Genomic DNA, 17,575 nt, shown 5'->3' with positions numbered 1-17,575 from the left:
ATCCAGGTGTTACGAATTTAGATACTTTATCGCTACTTTTTCATCATCAAAATCTAAGACTTTATCGCCTACAATTTGATATGTTTCATGCCCTTTCCCAGCGATTAATACTACATCTTTAGCATTTGCCTGTTCAATTGCTTGTCTTATTGCTTCTTCACGATCTAACACCGTTTGATAATTGTTATTTTTCAGTCCTTTTACCATGTCATCTATAATAGCTTGCGGAGACTCTGAACGTGGATTGTCAGAAGTAAAGATAGCTTGATCTGCATATTGGCAGGAAACTTCTGCCATCAACGGTCTTTTACTACGATCACGATCACCACCACAACCAACTACTACATGTATATTCCCTTCACAGAATCGTTTAATGGTTGACAGGACATTTTCTAATGAATCAGGTGTGTGTGCATAATCAATTATAACACCAAAGGCTTTCTTATGTTCTACTGGTTGGAAACGTCCTTTCACTCCTGAAGTATTGTTTAAAACATTTTTTATGAGCTCTAATTCGATTCCTGATGCATAAGCTGCAGCAGCCGCTGCCAATAGATTATAAACACTAAACATGCCCATTAGTTTACTCTCGATTAAGACATTGCCTTTAGGTGTTTTCATTATAAATGAAACACCATTAGCCATCAATTTTACATTGATAGCTTGGAAAGATGCTTTATTTTGAACACCATAGGTTAAAATCGGCTGAGCAGTTGCTCTTTTTAAGAATTCAGCATATTCATCATCTTGATTAATAATTGCATATTTTGGTCTTTCATGTTTCAACGTATTTCCTAACTGAGAAAATAATAAACTCTTTGCATATAAGTAATTTTGCATTGTTTGATGATAATCAAGGTGATCTTGACTTAAATTAGTAAATACAGCGATATCGATATCTACACCATGAACTCTCCCTAAGTCCAAAGCGTGTGAAGATACTTCCATTGTGGCAACATCTATCTTCTTTTCGACCATTTCATGTAGGTTTTTTTGCAAAAATAAAGCATCAGGTGTTGTGTTTTTAACTGGATGACTCTCACCATCAATCACCATTTGAATCGTACCAATTAAGGCTGTTTTTTGCATCGCATACTGGTGGATTTCGTCAATGATATGTGTAACTGAGGTCTTTCCATTTGTACCTGTGACACCAATAACTTTTAGTTTACTGGAAGAATGATCATAAAAAATGTTTGCTAAATGAGCCAATGCCCTAGCTGTATCTGGAACGATAACAACCGGGACAGAAAGATCCAATTCTTTTTCCGCAAGGATGACTGTTGCACCATTTTCGACGGCAGCTTCTGCAAATTGGTGACCATCCACGGTATGTCCTTTAATACAAACAAATAAAGAATCTGTTTTTAAAAGTCTGTGATCCATTTCTATATGTTCTATATTAATCATATCAAGGTTTTGTTCACATTGATAATCTGGTAAATTTTCGATTAAGTCTTTTGCATTCATATTTGTCACCTTTTCTTTTGGGTTACTTTTTATAAACAACTACATTATTATATCAAAGACTTTTAAACTTTACGATAAATCTTTATAACTATTTATTACCTAAAACAAGCCTGATTTTACTTCCCTCTTGTACTTTTTCTCCTGGAGCTGGTGCTTGATCAATAATATAATTTCCTTCTCCAACTACATCAACTTGTAAGGAAACCAGATATTGCTGTAAGTCACTTTTATTTAAACCAATTAAGTCAGGTACTTCAACAGGAGGAGATTCAGGCCATTGGTAATCCTTTTCAATTCCATCGGCTTGCTTTGGCACTCCTAATGCACGTAGACTATCTTCAATAATGGTACCGACAATTGGAGCAGCTACCACTCCACCAAATTGTACAACATCTTTTGGATTATCTACAGCAACATACACAACTATTTCAGGATCATTTGCTGGTGCAAAGCCGATGAATGATACAATGTGGTTATTCTCCATATATTTTCCATCTTCACCGACCTTTTGGGCCGTACCAGTTTTTCCTCCAATTCGATAGCCATCCACATATGCGCTTCTACCAGTTCCTAAAGCAACAACAGATTCAAGAGTCTCACGTACTTCTTTAGACGTTTCTGATGAAATAATTCGATTTTTCAATACAGGCTCTGTCGTATCTACGGCTTCACCTGTCACCGGGTCAAGAAAGGATTTTGCAACAAATGGCTCATATAAATAACCACCGTTAACGGCTGCTGAGACTGCCATGACTTGCTGGATAGGTGTAACGGATACACCTTGACCGAAAGAGGTAGTCGCCAGCTCAACAGGACCAACATTATCTAAGTCAAACATAATCCCAGTAGCTTCACCTTGTAAATCCACACCTGTTTTTTGTCCAAAACCAAACTCCTCAATATAAGAAAATAGCTTTTCTTTTCCTAGCTTTTGTCCTAACACTATAAATCCAGGGTTACACGAATTTTGGACAACTTCTAAAAAAGTTTGATGGCCATGCCCCCCACTTTTCCAGCAATGCAAATGTGTTCCACCTACTTCAATATCTCCATCATCCACATATTCATCGTTTTCCAAATCAACAAGTCCTTCTTCCAAAGCTGCGGCTAGCGTAATAATTTTAAAAGTAGACCCAGGTTCATACGTACTCCAAATTGGTAAATTGCGATTATATACTTCGGCACTAATATCCTGATAATTTGCAGGATCAAAGTTGGGTCTTGAGGACATTCCTAAAATGCTGCCATCCTTTGGATTCACAGCAATAGCTATAGCACCATCTGGGTTATATTTTTCCTCTGCAATATCTAATTCTCTCTCCATAATTGTTTGAACTTTACTATCTATTGTGAGCTGAAGATCATACCCATCTTCAGGAGCAGTATATTTATCAGCCATTTGTGGCATTCTTTTTCCTTTTGCATCACTGTAAAAGGATAAACTGCCTTCTGTCCCACTTAACATCTCTTCATACATCAATTCAAGGCCTGTTAATCCTTGATTATCAATGCCACTAAAGCCAAGTACATGTGACAAATAAGCCCCATTAGGATAGTGTCTAATCGAGTCTTCCGCGATATAAATTCCTTCTAAATCTAACATTTGAACAGCCATTGCTTTTTCTTCAGATATTTTTCGACCTTCTGGTTGCAGAATTACAATTCGTTCATTTTTATGAATAGCTTCCAGTACATCTTGATAATTCATCTCCAGTACACTTGCTAATTTTTCTGCAGTCTTTTCCGGTTCTGTCACTTGTCTTGGTACGATCATAACAGTAGGAGCTGACACATTCTCTGCCAAAACCTCTTCATTAATGTCAATGATCTTCCCTCTTTCCGGTTCAAAGACAATGTCTCTACTCCACAGGTCTTCTGCCTCAGCAATAAGAAAGTCAGACCAAATAAATTGCACATACCCTAACCGCGCTACAATAACTCCCATAATGATTAATGCAAAAAGAAACACAGTGACTATTCTGCGTTGCACCTTAATATTGGTTATCCGTTTCATGACATATCTCCTTTAGTTCAAGAAACTGTTTGTCCCAATATATGTTTGTGAAAGGCTGAATAGAACACTGTGTAATATTGTTTACTCCTCTTCTTCGATCTCATCATCACCGGATTCATCTGATGCATTTTCCTGATCTTCCGGTACATCGGGTTCTTCCAGTTCAACCATTAAATAATCTTTTTCGTTAAGAGATGATCCTTTCTCAATACTCTGTTTCTTGACATAACCACTTCCCATCCACTCTAGATCTAAATCTAAAAAGTCTCGGAAAGATAAAACATCTCTAAATGACCATCCCTTAAGATCCGGCATTTTCATATTATCTGTTGCCACCAAAACAGTTTGCCTTGTTGTTATTTTGGTACCTGATTCTAAGTTTACCTTTTTGACATGTTCACCATCACCGATAACAATTGGTTCTATGCCTAAATCTTTTAATTTATTTACATATGAATCTGTTTGTTTATCTTCCCACACAGGTATCTCTACTACTTCGATAGGCTCTGTTGCTTCTTTATCTGGTTCAATATTTAAATAACGCAAACTATTTTCCATTACATTTTTAAAGACAAACGAAACAGGTGCCGATCCAGATTCTGTCTGATCTAAGTTTGGTTCTTTCACCGAAACATACATAATTAATTTTGGATCATCTGCAGGAGCCATTCCTAAGAAAGAAAAAACATAATTTTCTTTTCCTGTTTTATAACCTTTATTTTCCGAATCTGGAATTTGTGCCGTACCTGTTTTACCTGCAACAGTATAATCATTCAAGTTATAAATGTTATGACCTGTACCATTTTCTGAAGTAATAACTGTTTCTAGTACTTCCAACGTTTTTTTCGCAGTTTCAGACGAGATTGGTTCTCCAACCACTTCCGGTTCATGTTCAGCTATCACTTCTTTTGTTTCATGATCCAACGTTTTTTCAATGATATATGGTTTTAACATTTTACCGTCGTTTGCTATGGCAGTTGCTGCTTTCATTAATTGAATTGGGGTGGTAGTTGTTCCCTGACCAAATGCTGTTGTTACTTTTTCACTTTCCCAGTTGTAAAGGATCCTACCTGCAACTTCTCCTGGTAAATCAATATCGGTTTTTTTATCAAAGTCAAAATCTTGTAAATACTCTAAAAACCTATCAGGCCCTATTTTTTCATAGGCTAGTTTTGCTATCCCTACGTTAGAAGACCGTTGAATCCCTTCTAAGTAACTGATTTCACCCCAACCACGACGACCATTGTGGTCTCCAATAGTTATATTACCAACTTTGTATGTGCCTGACTGGAATTCATCATCAGGATTCCACACACCTTCTTCAATTGCTGAAGCTAATGTAAATATTTTCATCGTGGAACCAGGTTCGAATGGTGTGGCAATTACATCATTATACCAGTTCTGTACTTCACCAATACTATTAGGATTATAACTTGGTCTATTACTCAGAGAAAGTATTTCTCCAGTTTTAGCATTCATGACAACAGCTGTCATTCTATCAGGGTCATACTCTTCTTCCACCTCAGATAGTGCATCTTCAACTAATGTTTGAACTTTTTGATCAAGTGTTAAATATACATCATCACCATTGTCAGGTTTATTTATGACCTCTTTTGGATCTAATAGTTTCATATTAAATTTATCACGTTGATAAGAAATCGAACCATCTTCACCAATAAGGTAATCATTCATGAAACCTTCTACACCATTAATACCAAAAATCTTATCATCCTGTTTATCTGTTAAACCGATCGTATGGGAAGCAAACATACCATTTGGATAGAAACGGATTGGTTCCTCAATAAAATTAATTCCACTTAACTCTAAAGCTTCAATCTCTTCTTTCTGTTCCTGATTTAACTCCCTGGCGTTAGAGCCGAATTCCACTTGGAACCTTTCATTGCTAATACCATCGTTTAAACGCTCCGCTATGTCACTTTCATCCATTTCTAATATGGGCGCTAATTTTTGCGCTGTTTCCTCTACATCTTTAACATGTTTAGGGTACAGAGGATTGGTAGTATGTGATTCATCAACAATAGCATATAAGCGATACACGATATGCTCTTGAGCTAGCGCCATACCATTACGGTCATAAATTGTCCCTCTACTTGCAGGAATATTGTAGTTATTGGTTCTTTTTTGATCTGCCAACTGTTGAATGGAAACACCAGATACTTCTCCAGATACTTGGATATACAAAAACCTTCCAGCAATGATTAGAAATAACGTGGTAAAAATAACAATCCAAACAGTTGGCATGATTTGTGTTTTTTTACTTTTCATTGTTAACACCTAATCTTTTAATTCAGTTGCTTGTTTCACTTGGGTGTTTTGAACTTTTAAGCCGTGTTCTTTGGCGTATTCAATAATACGTTCGGGTTGGCTTAATTCTTTTTGTTTAAAAGCAAGGTTTTTGTTATGTACACTCTGCTGTTGAATTTGAGTATTTAACGATTCAACATTTCTGTTTAATTGGTCTAACGAAGCACTATACGTGACCAAGTAAGCAGAACAACTCAGGAATATTACAGCAAATATAGAATACATAATTTTCTCACCACGTGTAACCCAGCGCTTCTGAACCTTTACTTTTTTTCTAACTACATTCGGTTGTTGAACTTTTTCTCTCACCTGATCGTGTGTGGAATAAACTCTTGCATGCTGACTACTCATGTTTTTGCCACCCTTCTATTTAATGTCTGTTTCGTTCCAATCTTTTACTTTTTCAACCACTCTTAACTTAGCTGATCTTGAACGACGATTTTCTTCCAATTCGTCATCTGATGGTAAAATTGGTTTTCGGTTAATTAGACGAAACGGAGGTTGGAACTCCTCTGGTATTACTGGAATGTTCTTTGGTACTGGTGGTGACGTACTCCATTTTTTAAATGTTTGTTTACAGATTCGATCTTCCAGTGAGTGGAATGTAATAACTGAAATTCGCCCGCCAATACACAGGGATCTTCCAGCTTGATATAATGCATCTTCAAAAGATTTCAGTTCATCATTAACTGCAATCCTAATTGCTTGAAATATACGTTTAGCAGGATGACCGCCTTTTCTTCTGGCAGGAGCAGGGATTGCTTCTTTTATAACGTCAACTAATTCAAACGTAGTTTCAATTGTTTTTTTCTCTCGTTCTGATTCGATTTTTCTTGCGATTTGCTTAGAAAACTTCTCTTCACCATATTTGAAGAAAATCGATACAAGATCTTCATATGGCCATTTATTCACTATTTCAAATGCATTTAATTCACTTTTTTGATTCATTCGCATATCTAAGTGCGCATCATGCTGATAGCTGAAGCCCCGCTCACCTCTATCTAACTGTGGAGAGGAGACACCTAAATCAAACAATACACCATTTACTTCTCGTATTTGCAATCTTTCTAATTCTTCACTTAAATGGCGGAAATTCCGTTGTATCAAGGTGACTTGTTCCAGTTGATCTTTTAATCTTTCTTTAGCAGCATCAATAGCATCTTGATCTTGATCAAACGCGATCAATCTGCCTTTATCACTCAACTGTTCTAATATGTACCCAGAGTGTCCACCACCACCTAATGTACAATCAATATAAATGCCATCCGGATTTATATGGAGACCATTGACAGTTTCTTTTTTTAATACCGTATAATGTCCAAACATGGAGTCACCCCTATCTTGTTGTCTTTACAAATCAAAATCCATCATATTTTCCGCAATTTCTGCAAATGATTCTTCTGATACATCTACAAACTCATTCCATTTATCTTCTGCCCAAAATTCTACACGGCTTGATACCCCAATTACCGCACATTCTTTTTCAATTCCTGCATATTTGCGAAGTGGAGCAGGTATGTTTATTCTTCCCTGCTTATCTAGTTCACATTCAACTGCGCCAGAAAAGAAAAAGCGGGTAAATGCTCGGGCATCTTTTTTAGTTAATGGTAATTTTTTTAGTTTTTCTTCTAATTGGCGCCATTCGCTCATTGGGTATGCAAACAAACATTGATCTAATCCACGAGTAACGACAAACTGATCTCCTAATCCGTCTCTGAACTTAGAAGGAACAATTATACGTCCTTTTGTATCAATGTTATGTTGATATTCTCCCATGAACATACCAAGGCACCCCACTTTCTAACTTTATCGTACCACATTCCCCCACTTTTCACCACTAAATCTTCAAAAAAAATAACCATTTTTTTGTAGTGTTACATTTATTGCGATAAAACGCTTTGTATCAGTGTCTAAAAGACCATAAGAAATACAAGCAAAACAAAACCGTTCCTACTCTGATCACCTGATTCGAAGTAGATACAAACTGTGAACTAGTGAAAATATTTCGGAGTGAAACTTTCTCCAAATTTTTTTATAGTGAGTGCTGGAATACCGCTCCGGCAGAATACTGCGCTTTCCGTGGGCACGGCCTCAGCCAAGGAACTACTTGAATGAACTTCTGTGCTCCCTTGCACCGAGGAAGCATACTACGAAGCGTTACTAGAAGACGCAGGTGCATCAAGGGGTCTTCAGCTCGAGCTGTTCCCACTGGAGTCTGCTTATTCTGCCTGCGCTAGTAGTGATTCTTTTATTATTGGAGATATAGAACTGATGGATTATATTCTATGTATTTCCTCTTACTTAACCAGGAAACTACTCTAAGCTGCGGAAAAATGCGACACTCCTGTGGGAAAGGAACAGTCTGAAGACCCCGCAACGAGCGTTCTTTGCTTGTGAGGAGGCTGAAGCGTTCCCCACGGAAAGGGAGTATTTTTCCGCAGCGTCAGACTAGCACTCATCTCAAATAGAATGGGGGGAAGGAGCACAAAAGTTACTTCGAAGTTTATGTATTTTGTGCTCCATTTTATTTCTTTACTTTTATAGGATACCGGGTAAGATCCACTTGGTTTTGTTACACTCCTTGTTAATTTACTTTGTAACCAGTTAGCTAAAATTCATAAAATCCATCAAAAAAGGTAATTGGTTTCAACCAATTACCTTTTTTTATAAGTACACTATATAATGTTGTTTTTTCCAGTCAAACGTGTGATCATTTATTTGTTTGATCCATTCGAATCCTTGGAGGTTAAGAAAATATGTAATATTCCAGATTCGTTCCTGCAATCCATTTTCAGGCTTTAAATGCATTTGAATGTAATCAAACTCTTTTAACTGCATATGATATTTTTTTGAGAATTCTTTATTTATTCTCTTTGAAAGTTTATCTACTTGCTGTAATAATAATTGTAAATTTTTATCTGCATATTGTGTTACATCATCTGTTAAATCTTTTGTTGCATCTGTCAAAGGATGATGTCCCTGTTTAATGCTTTCTTTCAATTGATTCGTCATTTCTTCAATAGGTCTGCTAGTCTGAGCTGATAACCAATTTTGCTTTTCGGCTTGGATCCCATTATTAATTACGTAGCTAGCATCAATATTATATTTACTTAATAATTTCAACATTTTCTCTTCAACTAGTGTCACTGAAACCCTTGGCAAAACTGGCGGCATCTTTATTGATATACTATGAAATGCTTTTTTCAAGATGGACCAGTATGCTGCTTCACTTGGACCAGCAAAGAAAGCTAGGGTAGGAAATAACTTTTCTTGCATTAATGGCCTAGTCACTACATTATTACTCAATCGCTCTGGTGATGCTTTTGCTATATTCAAAAGTTCTTGATTGGTATATTGACATTCATTATTTTTGCCAATCCAGTTCTGATCATCTTTTTGAAGTAATATTCTTTCCCCTTCGAGTTCCACAAATAAATGACCATCATGTTCATTGGCATCAACACTAACATGGTATCCTTTTGTTCTCATAGACTGTAACGAATAGTAAACACTTTTGCTTATCTCCGGCTGCTTTTCAATTAATTCTTGAAAATACGTTGACTCTAATTGTCGAACCTCAGCATCACCAGAATCCACTAAAATTAATCCAGTATCAGCAAAGATATCGTGAACAAAGGATGCAAAAAAATCAACAAAAGTGTCTGCTTTCAATAACTTATCATGCAACGTTTGAAACAAGTCTTTCGTATAAGCAGTTTCTTTTAGTGAACGAAATGATGTTTCCAACCAGTTCAAGGTTTTCTCTTTATTTAATTTTCGATTAGATACAGAAGTTCTTTCAGAATGATCATCGTCTAATGGATATTTTCGAAGTTCTGTTTCTTCAGGTAAAAAAATATGATTAATTTCATCAAAATCGTGGTCTTCTCCCGCTATCCAAAATACTGGTAATACTGGCACGCCTAATAACTCTTCTTGTTGCTTTGCTAAAGAAATAATGGAGACGATTTTATTGATTGTATAAAGCGGTCCTGAAAGTATGCCTGCTTGTTGACCTCCAATAACAACGACACTCTTTTCATCTCTTAGTCTTTGAATATTCTCTAATGTGGCCTTTGGAGCTAACCAACGTTGATTAATTGAAATTAATACGTCAGTAAGGGTATCTCTTTGAAATTTCTGTTCTTTTAGATCTTTCAAACGTTCTTCAAAAACATTTTCATTATAAGGATTATAATCAAAATGATCCAACAAATCCTTTCTTTCCTTTTGATAATCAATGATAAATTTATTATGTAAATCGAGTCTTTGGGATTCGATACGCATTAAGAACTGCTCCTTTATCTTCAATATATACAATAGTAATCCAATTGTATTGTACATAATGCAAACGATAAAAGCACATATTTTGTTTATGAATATGAAATCGTTACAACACTCTACTTATGTTATAACAGATTCCATATACAATTGTGATAATATGTAAAGAGAAAAAAAGTAAAAAAGTTGCTTTCCAGAAGCGCTTACAGACATGAAAAAAAATGATATCCGTATACACTCTCCAATGAATAAAGACACAGATCATTAAAATAAATAACAAAAGAAGAAAAATATAACCAATAGGATTTATCGAAAAAACAGAATAAATAATGGCGGCAACTGATGCGATATATAAAACAGTCGTCATATCAATTGCTAGATGAAAACTATACCGTTTTTCACCTACAAACTTATATGATAATTTATAAATTAAAAACGTTATAGCAAAAGGCAACGTAATCATCAATGCAAGCAGATAGTACAAACCTTCTATCATATGATACCCTCACTTTTAAAATTTGTTATAACTTTCATACTATTACTTTTGGTCATATTTATATCAATTATATAAGACTTTTGAACTTGTGCAACCTCCTTTTTTAAAAAATATTCTTTTTAGATACTTTGTAACCGCAGCAATCCATAAAGTGAGACGTCCCTAAGTGGGGTATATAAATCTTATGATCGTAAGAAACATAAAAACCCCATCATTTCGATGAGGTTACTAACTCATAATAGTTATGAATTAATGCTTTAACTTTTCCATTGCTTGCTGTACAGATTCATGAAACACTTGATACTGATATAACGTTTGCTTTAGCTCTTTATTTTCTTCCATTAATTTACGTAATTCTTCCTGATGGTCTATTGCCTGATAATATTTTTGCAGACGCTCTAATGTTTGAATCACTTCATGAATGTTTGGTTGATCAGAGTGACTAGCATCTAGTTTTTGGTAAGATTGATAAGATATTTTCTTACGATTCTGTTTCGCTAACTGGATAGCTTCTTCATACTGTTTCCTTAATGTTGCATTCCAACGAAAACCACACGCTGCAGAAGTTCGTGATAGCTTTTCTCCTACTTCTTTAAATGCCTCTAACTGCGTCTTTCCTTCACGAATATAACGTAATACGGTTTCAGCTAGCAAAATATCCTCATCGCTAGTCCAAGCATCTTGTCGGTTCCCTTGCACAACTCCACCTCCTCTACTCTTGATACAATGTATGCAATTAATAGAAGAGATAGACATATTGTTCATAAATATTAAAAAAACTTGATCCTTAGGTAGAATTATTACTTTAATTTTTGTATGAAGTAAAGACAGTATATATACAGAGGTCTATATCAGAGTACCAGAATCTAGGCGACTTGCCGACTGCTGACAAAGAAGTTTTAGTCGCCCTTGTACATTTGAACGAAAGGTATGATCAATAAAACCTGAGTTCATTGATCCATGTTGCACAGGCGCAGTCGCGCTACGTTTCTGAGCTTTTCCCTAACACGGTCTTTCAAAATAATGATACATCTCATTATAAAAAAATAGTGTAAGAGATCTTATCCCTTACACTACCTGTTGTACAACATATCAAATTATTGTTCTACTACTTGTTTTCCATCATATTGTCCACAAGATTTACATACATGGTGTGGTTTTGTTAATTCACCACAATTTGAACATTCTACCATTCCTGGTACATGTAATTTTTTATGAGTACGACGTTGATTTTTTACCTTTTTTGAAGTTCTGCGCTTAGGTACTGCCATGCATTACACCTCCTTTAAAGAGAAGTAAAGATCTATTCTTTACTATTTTTCTCGTCACTTTTGTCATCTAATAAAGATTTCAATTTTTCAAGGCGTGGATCAACTTTTTCTGATTTTTCTTCTTCAGTAACCAGTGTCCATCCCTTACCTTCCTTCATTGTATTTGCTTCTAATTTTTCATCATCAGCAAACACTCTTAAAGGTATCTCCAATAGTACATTTTCCTTGATAAATGGTGTTAAGTCAAGTACCTCACCATTTACTAAATATACTTCTTCTTCCTCACGATAAGCAGATGTCGTAAAAGTTTCGATTGCATGTATAGAAAAATCATACGCTACATCTACTAATGTTCTTGCACAAGGTAGAATCATCGTTCCTTGAATTTGAAAATCACAGGTAATATCATCACCATCCATCCTAGCTGTTCCGTCAACTAAAACTGGTTCGATTCGTCGAATATCGTTATCCAAGTTCGCAATATCTGAAATGTCTACTTCTTCACGAAAAGAAACGGGTTCTCCCTGTGACTGATTAAGTTTTTGGATATATAATTTCATTTATATTCACCTCAAGGCAACAAGAAATATTTTAAAATGTATTGGTCCATTTGTCAATATATTTTCTTTACAGAACAAACATTTATTACTTTATATGATATACTTACTACAATATGCTTATCATTCACATTAACTCGAAAGATCATTCATTAAACCAATGATGGAGGAGGTTACTATGAAAGCGTGTGGATTAATCGTTGAATATAATCCCTATCATAACGGACATCACTATCACTTTCAACAGGCAACACACATTACAGGTGCAGAATGTACAATCGCAGTAATGAGTGGCAATTTTCTACAACGGGGCGAACCAGCTATTGTAGATAAATTTACAAGAGCAAAAATGGCGATACAACAAGGGATTGACCTCGTCATTGAACTTCCTTATTTTTATGCGGTTCAACATAGTGAGCTTTTTGCAAATGGCGCAGTCAAAATTTTGAACAGTCTTCAAGTTGATTCGTTGTGTTTTGGGAGTGAACATGGTGAAATAGATGATTTTAATACACTTTATCATTTCATTACCGAACACCAACAGGCCTATGATCTTTTTTTAACAGATGCATTAAACCAAGGTCATTCCTATCCTAAAGCAAATGATATAGCTTTTTCCAAGATTGGTGGCAAAAATCTGTCTATTGATTTTGCCAAACCAAATAATATACTTGGATATCAATATGTCAAAAATATGTATGATTTAAATACAACCATAACTCCTTACACGATAAAACGAATAAAAAATAATTATCATGATCGTGAAATTAAGGATCCAATAGCTAGCGCTACAAGTATTCGTAATCAATTACTGTCCGCTCATACAAACAGAAATGAATTAAACGATGCCCTCCCTTCCATAACCAGGAAAGCACTTCAAACATATAAAGAACGTCATGGTTCTTGGCATTATTGGGAGGCATATTTTCCTTTACTGAAGTATCGAGTATTAACGATGAGAAAGAATGAATTTTCTAATATTCACGGTATCAAAGAGGGGTTAGAAAATCGAATAATTAACACCGCTAAAAAAGCTGAATCTTTTTCAGACTGGATGGAATTATTAAAAACCAAAAGATATACGTGGACAAGTTTACAACGTGTATTTACACATATACTGACCAATACGTATTCCAGCGAAATCGAATCACTTGTGACTAAGGAAAAACCAGCTGCCATTCGAATCTTAGCAATGAGTAATAATGGTCAAAACTATTTGAGTGCCAGAAAAAAAGAAATCGATGTAAAATGGTATACAAGCAGCAAGGATCCCTATCCTTATCAAACATTCGAAGATCGTATTGATCATGCTTATTACAGCATTTTACCGTTAACTTCCCAAAAACATTTAACAAAACAAGCTTATCAAAAACCAATTTTTAAGACGCCATAATTACGGCGTCTTATTAATCAGAATGGGAGGATCCTTTACCTCCAGTATATTTAAGTGTATTTGCTCTGTCTTCTTACCCGTTTAGATTTTCTAGATAGTCTAAGGCGTCGTCGAAGGTATCAACAGGAATTATCTCCATATCTGTTCCGATTTCCTCAGCTACTTGTTTGGCTATTTGATAGTTAGAGTCTTCTCTACCGTTTTCATTAGGTGCGAAGAAGATATCACAACCTGCTCGATCTGCTGCGACTACTTTTTTATCTACACCTCCAATTCTCCCTACATTACCTTGATAATCAATTTCACCTGTACCTGCAATTTGATAACCTTTAGTAATATCTTCCTCTGTTAATTGATCATAGATTTCCAATGAGAACATCAGCCCTGCACTTGGACCCCCGATCTCACCACTAGTAAAAGTTAAATCAGGGGCAACTGTCACACTTCGATTCGTAACAAGTTGAATTCCGATACCTGGTTGCCCATTTAATGCCTCAAGAGCTTCCAAGGCGATACTTGTTTCAAAAGTCTCGTCATTTCGTCTTATAGTTAACGATATGTTGTCGCCAACATCTTTCGTTGTGACATAGTCGATAAGATCATCTGCTTCATTAATAGTATGTCCATCTATTTCAATGATTTCATCTGCTGATTGTAAGATCCCATCTGCGGGCATGTCTTCTACAACTGAAACAACATAGACTCCTTCATAATCAATATTAATCTCTTTTTTGGCTGCTTCATACGCAACAACAGTTGAGGCTTCTTGTGAGCTTTCCATCATCATTAGCTGCATTTGCCGATATTCTTCATCTGTCATACCATCTAGTAATACGTCCTCTATCGGAAGTATATCATAATAATCTCGCCATAAAGCCAGCATGTATTGAAATGGTGTAGCTCGTCCACCTTGAATAGTTACAAGGTGCATATCTCCTTCACTTTCTGATGCCCCTGCTACTTCTACAACAGGATTAAGCGGATCCGCATGTCCCGGTTTATGAATATAAAAAGGTAACTGATAACTAAATAACATAAAAATTATAATCAACGCTACGAAATATCCAATTATTCTCGATTTACTTTTTTTCTGAAACATTTAATCCCTTCTTTCTCACGGTCTTGCAATTTTATATAATGATAAGTCATATTTCTTCTGCACAGTTGCGTATATTTAAATGAAGGACAAACTTAAAAACACTACATATTTTACTACTCATTCTGATAAAGGTACAGAAAAGTGCTATTAAAGGAGTGCAAAACTTGAAGCAAAAGTTGTATTCTATTATCTATGCATCGTCTTCCGTATTTATGGCTACCATGATTATAGCCTTTCCTCAAGAAGTTTTAAAAGCTAGCCAAAGAGGTTTGGATGTTTGGGCCAATGTTGTGTTCCCATCCTTATTACCTTTTTTTATTATAGCTGAATTATTAATTGCTTTTGGAGTGGTACATTTTATTGGAGTATTATTCGAACCTGTAATGAGACCATTATTTAATGTACCAGGTGTAGGTGGATTTGTATGGACAATGGGGATGGCTAGTGGTTATCCGTCAGGGGCAAAATTCACCGCAAGATTAAGACAAGAAAATCAATTATCAAAAACAGAAGCAGAAAGGCTTGTCAGCTTTACAAATGCCTCTAATCCATTATTTATTATTGGCGCTGTTTCGATCGGCTTTTTTCATGATCATCAATTAGGAATTTTACTTGCTATTACTCACTATACAAGCAATTTTTTTGTCGGTATTTGTATGCGTTTTTACAAATACCGTGAACAAAATCGTTATTCATTACAACACTTTTCTATCTCTAAAGCCTTTACACAACTGCATCATGCAAGAATAAAAGATAAAAGAACACTTGGAAAAGTATTAGGTGACTCTGTAACCCATTCTATTCAAACATTGCTGATTATCGGTGGATTTATTATTCTTTTTTCGGTTCTAACAGAAATCTTACGTGAGGTACAAATTGCTCAATTTATATCAGGAGGAATTATCATTATTTTAAGCTGGTTTCAAATACCAGCAGAGATGGCTTTACCACTCTTGTCAGGTATATTTGAAATTACCATAGGAGCAAATGAAGTAGCAAGCACAGATTCTTCAATTTTAATCAAAGCTATTCTAGTTTCTGTTATCCTTGCCTTTAATGGTTTTTCTGTTCAAGCGCAAGTTGCCAGCATACTTGCGGAAACAGATATCCAATTTACTCCTTACTTCTTTGCTCGTTTGTTACATGGTCTTTTCGCTGGCATTATTGTAACCATACTATATGTACCTGTTTATAAAAACTTACAAACGACTAATGAAACGGTCATAGCAGCTTTTGCACAACCATCAGTTGACCACATTCAGCAGTTATACTTAATGTTCGAACAAATGGGTTTCATTATTACCTTGTCAGCTTTATTTATCTATTTGATTATTTTAATGAAACATAAGAATTAAACATTGTTAAACTTTTCTTTTAGTGCCTCTTCCACAACTGGAGGTACTAAATCTGACACATTTGCTTGATACTTTGCTATTTCCTTTACCATACTTGAACTTAAAAAAGAATATTGATTGTTGGTCATCATGAAAAACGTTTCAATTTCTTCGTTTAGTTTTCGGTTCATGGAGGTAAGCTGTAGTTCATATTCAAAATCTGATACTGCTCTTAATCCGCGTAACACAGCTTGGGCATTTTTACTATTAGCATAATCCATTAATAAGCCACTACATGCATCTACCGATATGTTGTCGAAATCCTCTGTAGCTTTTTGCAATAGGTGAACGCGTTCCTCAACGGTAAACAGTGGATTTTTGGATTGATTGTTAAAAACAGCAACAATTATTTCGTCAAAAACTTTAGCCCCTCTTTGAATAATATCCAGGTGACCATTAGTTACTGGATCGAAACTGCCAGGGCAAATTGCTAGTCTAGTCATCATCTTTCACACCTTTCTTGAAAATCGTGATAGCAGTAGTGGTGTTATATACTTCATGTTTCCATATATGATACCCTTCGTAGCTATCCTCAATACTAATATTAGGATCATGCTCACAAATAATGAGTCCATTTTCATTTACTATGCCTGTTGAAGTAATTCCTTGCAGCAATTTATCATAGGACACTTTATGGTAGGGTGGATCTAAAAAAATAATATCTAACTGTAACGCTCTTTTTTGTAAAGCCTTTAATGCTCTAAAAGCATCATTACGATATATTTCTACCTTGTCTTGAATATGTAAATGGTTAACATTTTGATGAATAATAGAGATTGCTTTAGGTTGTTTATCCACTAAGATCGCTTTATTCATTCCTCTACTAATGGCCTCTATAGCCAAAGCACCACTACCGGCAAATAAATCAAGACATATTCCACCATTAAAGAAAGGTCCAATCATCTGAAATAAAGACTCTTTTACTTTGTCCCCTGTAGGTCGTGTTAATTGGTTAGGAACTGCCTGAATTCTGTTACCTTTAAAATCACCAGCAATTATTCTCAAAGCATTCCCTTCTTTCTTCTTTTTAAATCTCCCTTACTATAGCATGAAAGTGACAAAATTCTCAATTCACAAATTCATTTGTATAAAAGCAATAGGTTTTGTACAAACTCTAAATATAGCAACATAAAAAGTTGCTTAAATACGGAGAAGACTTACATTTCCCCATAAGTTCTTCCTCCGGTTTCTCCTCTCCCTTTATCTTTTTATTTTCTTTTTTAGAAAATAAAAAGAACCTGCAGTTATTAATGAACTGCAGGTTGTTTTTTTATG

At 35.4% G+C, this 17,575-nt stretch carries 16 protein-coding genes; 2 read left to right on the top strand and 14 right to left on the bottom strand.

Annotated elements, in window-relative coordinates; all coding sequences use genetic code 11:
* Positions 1-9: 9 nt before the first annotated feature.
* From GI584_RS10460 to GI584_RS10410, 11 genes are all read right to left on the bottom strand, one after another.
* Entirely contained in the window at positions 10-1,470 is a 1,461-nt protein-coding gene (locus tag GI584_RS10460; protein ID WP_153791195.1) for a UDP-N-acetylmuramoyl-L-alanyl-D-glutamate--2,6-diaminopimelate ligase, read from the bottom strand.
* A gap of 88 nt (positions 1,471-1,558) precedes the next feature.
* Positions 1,559-3,484 (bottom strand): stage V sporulation protein D, encoded by a 1,926-nt coding sequence (locus tag GI584_RS10455; protein ID WP_153791194.1) that lies wholly within the window; start codon positions 3,482-3,484, stop codon positions 1,559-1,561.
* An 81-nt stretch (positions 3,485-3,565) separates the two neighbouring features.
* Positions 3,566-5,770, bottom strand: a complete 2,205-nt coding sequence (locus GI584_RS10450; protein WP_153791193.1) for a penicillin-binding transpeptidase domain-containing protein — start codon at positions 5,768-5,770, stop codon at positions 3,566-3,568.
* A gap of 9 nt (positions 5,771-5,779) precedes the next feature.
* Entirely contained in the window at positions 5,780-6,160 is a 381-nt protein-coding gene (ftsL, locus tag GI584_RS10445; RefSeq protein WP_100360743.1) for a cell division protein FtsL, read from the bottom strand.
* A 15-nt stretch (positions 6,161-6,175) separates the two neighbouring features.
* Entirely contained in the window at positions 6,176-7,135 is a 960-nt protein-coding gene (gene rsmH, locus GI584_RS10440; RefSeq protein ID WP_100360744.1) for a 16S rRNA (cytosine(1402)-N(4))-methyltransferase RsmH, read from the bottom strand.
* 24 nt (positions 7,136-7,159) lie between these two features.
* Complete coding sequence (gene mraZ, locus GI584_RS10435; protein WP_100360745.1) at positions 7,160-7,591, bottom strand: division/cell wall cluster transcriptional repressor MraZ; 432 nt, start codon at positions 7,589-7,591, stop codon at positions 7,160-7,162.
* A gap of 882 nt (positions 7,592-8,473) precedes the next feature.
* A complete protein-coding gene (gene bshC, locus GI584_RS10430; protein WP_153791192.1) occupies positions 8,474-10,096 on the bottom strand; it encodes a bacillithiol biosynthesis cysteine-adding enzyme BshC in 1,623 nt (540 codons plus the stop codon).
* A gap of 103 nt (positions 10,097-10,199) precedes the next feature.
* Positions 10,200-10,586, bottom strand: a complete 387-nt coding sequence (locus GI584_RS10425; RefSeq protein WP_100360747.1) for a DUF3397 domain-containing protein — start codon at positions 10,584-10,586, stop codon at positions 10,200-10,202.
* 249 nt (positions 10,587-10,835) lie between these two features.
* Positions 10,836-11,285: an RsfA family transcriptional regulator gene (locus GI584_RS10420; protein ID WP_153791191.1), complete on the bottom strand. Its 450-nt coding sequence runs from the start codon at positions 11,283-11,285 to the stop codon at positions 10,836-10,838.
* Positions 11,286-11,683: 398 nt separating this feature from the next.
* Positions 11,684-11,857, bottom strand: a complete 174-nt coding sequence (gene rpmF, locus GI584_RS10415) for a 50S ribosomal protein L32 (RefSeq protein ID WP_018932780.1) — start codon at positions 11,855-11,857, stop codon at positions 11,684-11,686.
* Positions 11,858-11,889: 32 nt separating this feature from the next.
* The gene (locus GI584_RS10410) at positions 11,890-12,417 is read right to left on the bottom strand and encodes a YceD family protein (protein WP_100360749.1); all 528 of its coding nucleotides are present in this window, start codon (positions 12,415-12,417) and stop codon (positions 11,890-11,892) included.
* Between the two features lie 175 nt (positions 12,418-12,592).
* Here GI584_RS10410 and GI584_RS10405 point away from each other — a divergent pair, with 175 nt between their 5' ends.
* Positions 12,593-13,807 (top strand): nucleotidyltransferase, encoded by a 1,215-nt coding sequence (locus GI584_RS10405; protein ID WP_228552389.1) that lies wholly within the window; start codon positions 12,593-12,595, stop codon positions 13,805-13,807.
* Positions 13,808-13,880: 73 nt separating this feature from the next.
* Here the strand turns inward: GI584_RS10405 and GI584_RS10400 are convergent, their stop codons facing one another.
* Entirely contained in the window at positions 13,881-14,906 is a 1,026-nt protein-coding gene (locus GI584_RS10400) for a SepM family pheromone-processing serine protease (RefSeq protein WP_153791189.1), read from the bottom strand.
* 164 nt (positions 14,907-15,070) lie between these two features.
* Here GI584_RS10400 and ylbJ point away from each other — a divergent pair, with 164 nt between their 5' ends.
* Positions 15,071-16,261 (top strand): sporulation integral membrane protein YlbJ, encoded by a 1,191-nt coding sequence (gene ylbJ, locus GI584_RS10395; RefSeq protein WP_153791188.1) that lies wholly within the window; start codon positions 15,071-15,073, stop codon positions 16,259-16,261.
* On the opposite strand, the gene coaD is transcribed toward ylbJ, so the two are convergent.
* A complete protein-coding gene (gene coaD, locus GI584_RS10390) occupies positions 16,258-16,743 on the bottom strand; it encodes a pantetheine-phosphate adenylyltransferase (RefSeq protein WP_100360753.1) in 486 nt (161 codons plus the stop codon). The two genes, ylbJ and coaD, sit on opposite strands and share 4 nt — an antisense overlap.
* Positions 16,736-17,305, bottom strand: a complete 570-nt coding sequence (gene rsmD / locus GI584_RS10385; protein ID WP_153791187.1) for a 16S rRNA (guanine(966)-N(2))-methyltransferase RsmD — start codon at positions 17,303-17,305, stop codon at positions 16,736-16,738. The genes coaD and rsmD overlap by 8 nt, the downstream gene beginning before the upstream one ends.
* Positions 17,306-17,575 lie beyond the last annotated feature (270 nt).

Origin of the sequence: Gracilibacillus salitolerans (assembly GCF_009650095.1) — a bacterium.
Classification (GTDB): domain Bacteria; phylum Bacillota; class Bacilli; order Bacillales; family Amphibacillaceae; genus Gracilibacillus; species Gracilibacillus salitolerans.
Note: the sequence above shows the minus strand (reverse complement) of the source record. Positions and strands in the feature narration are given on the sequence as shown.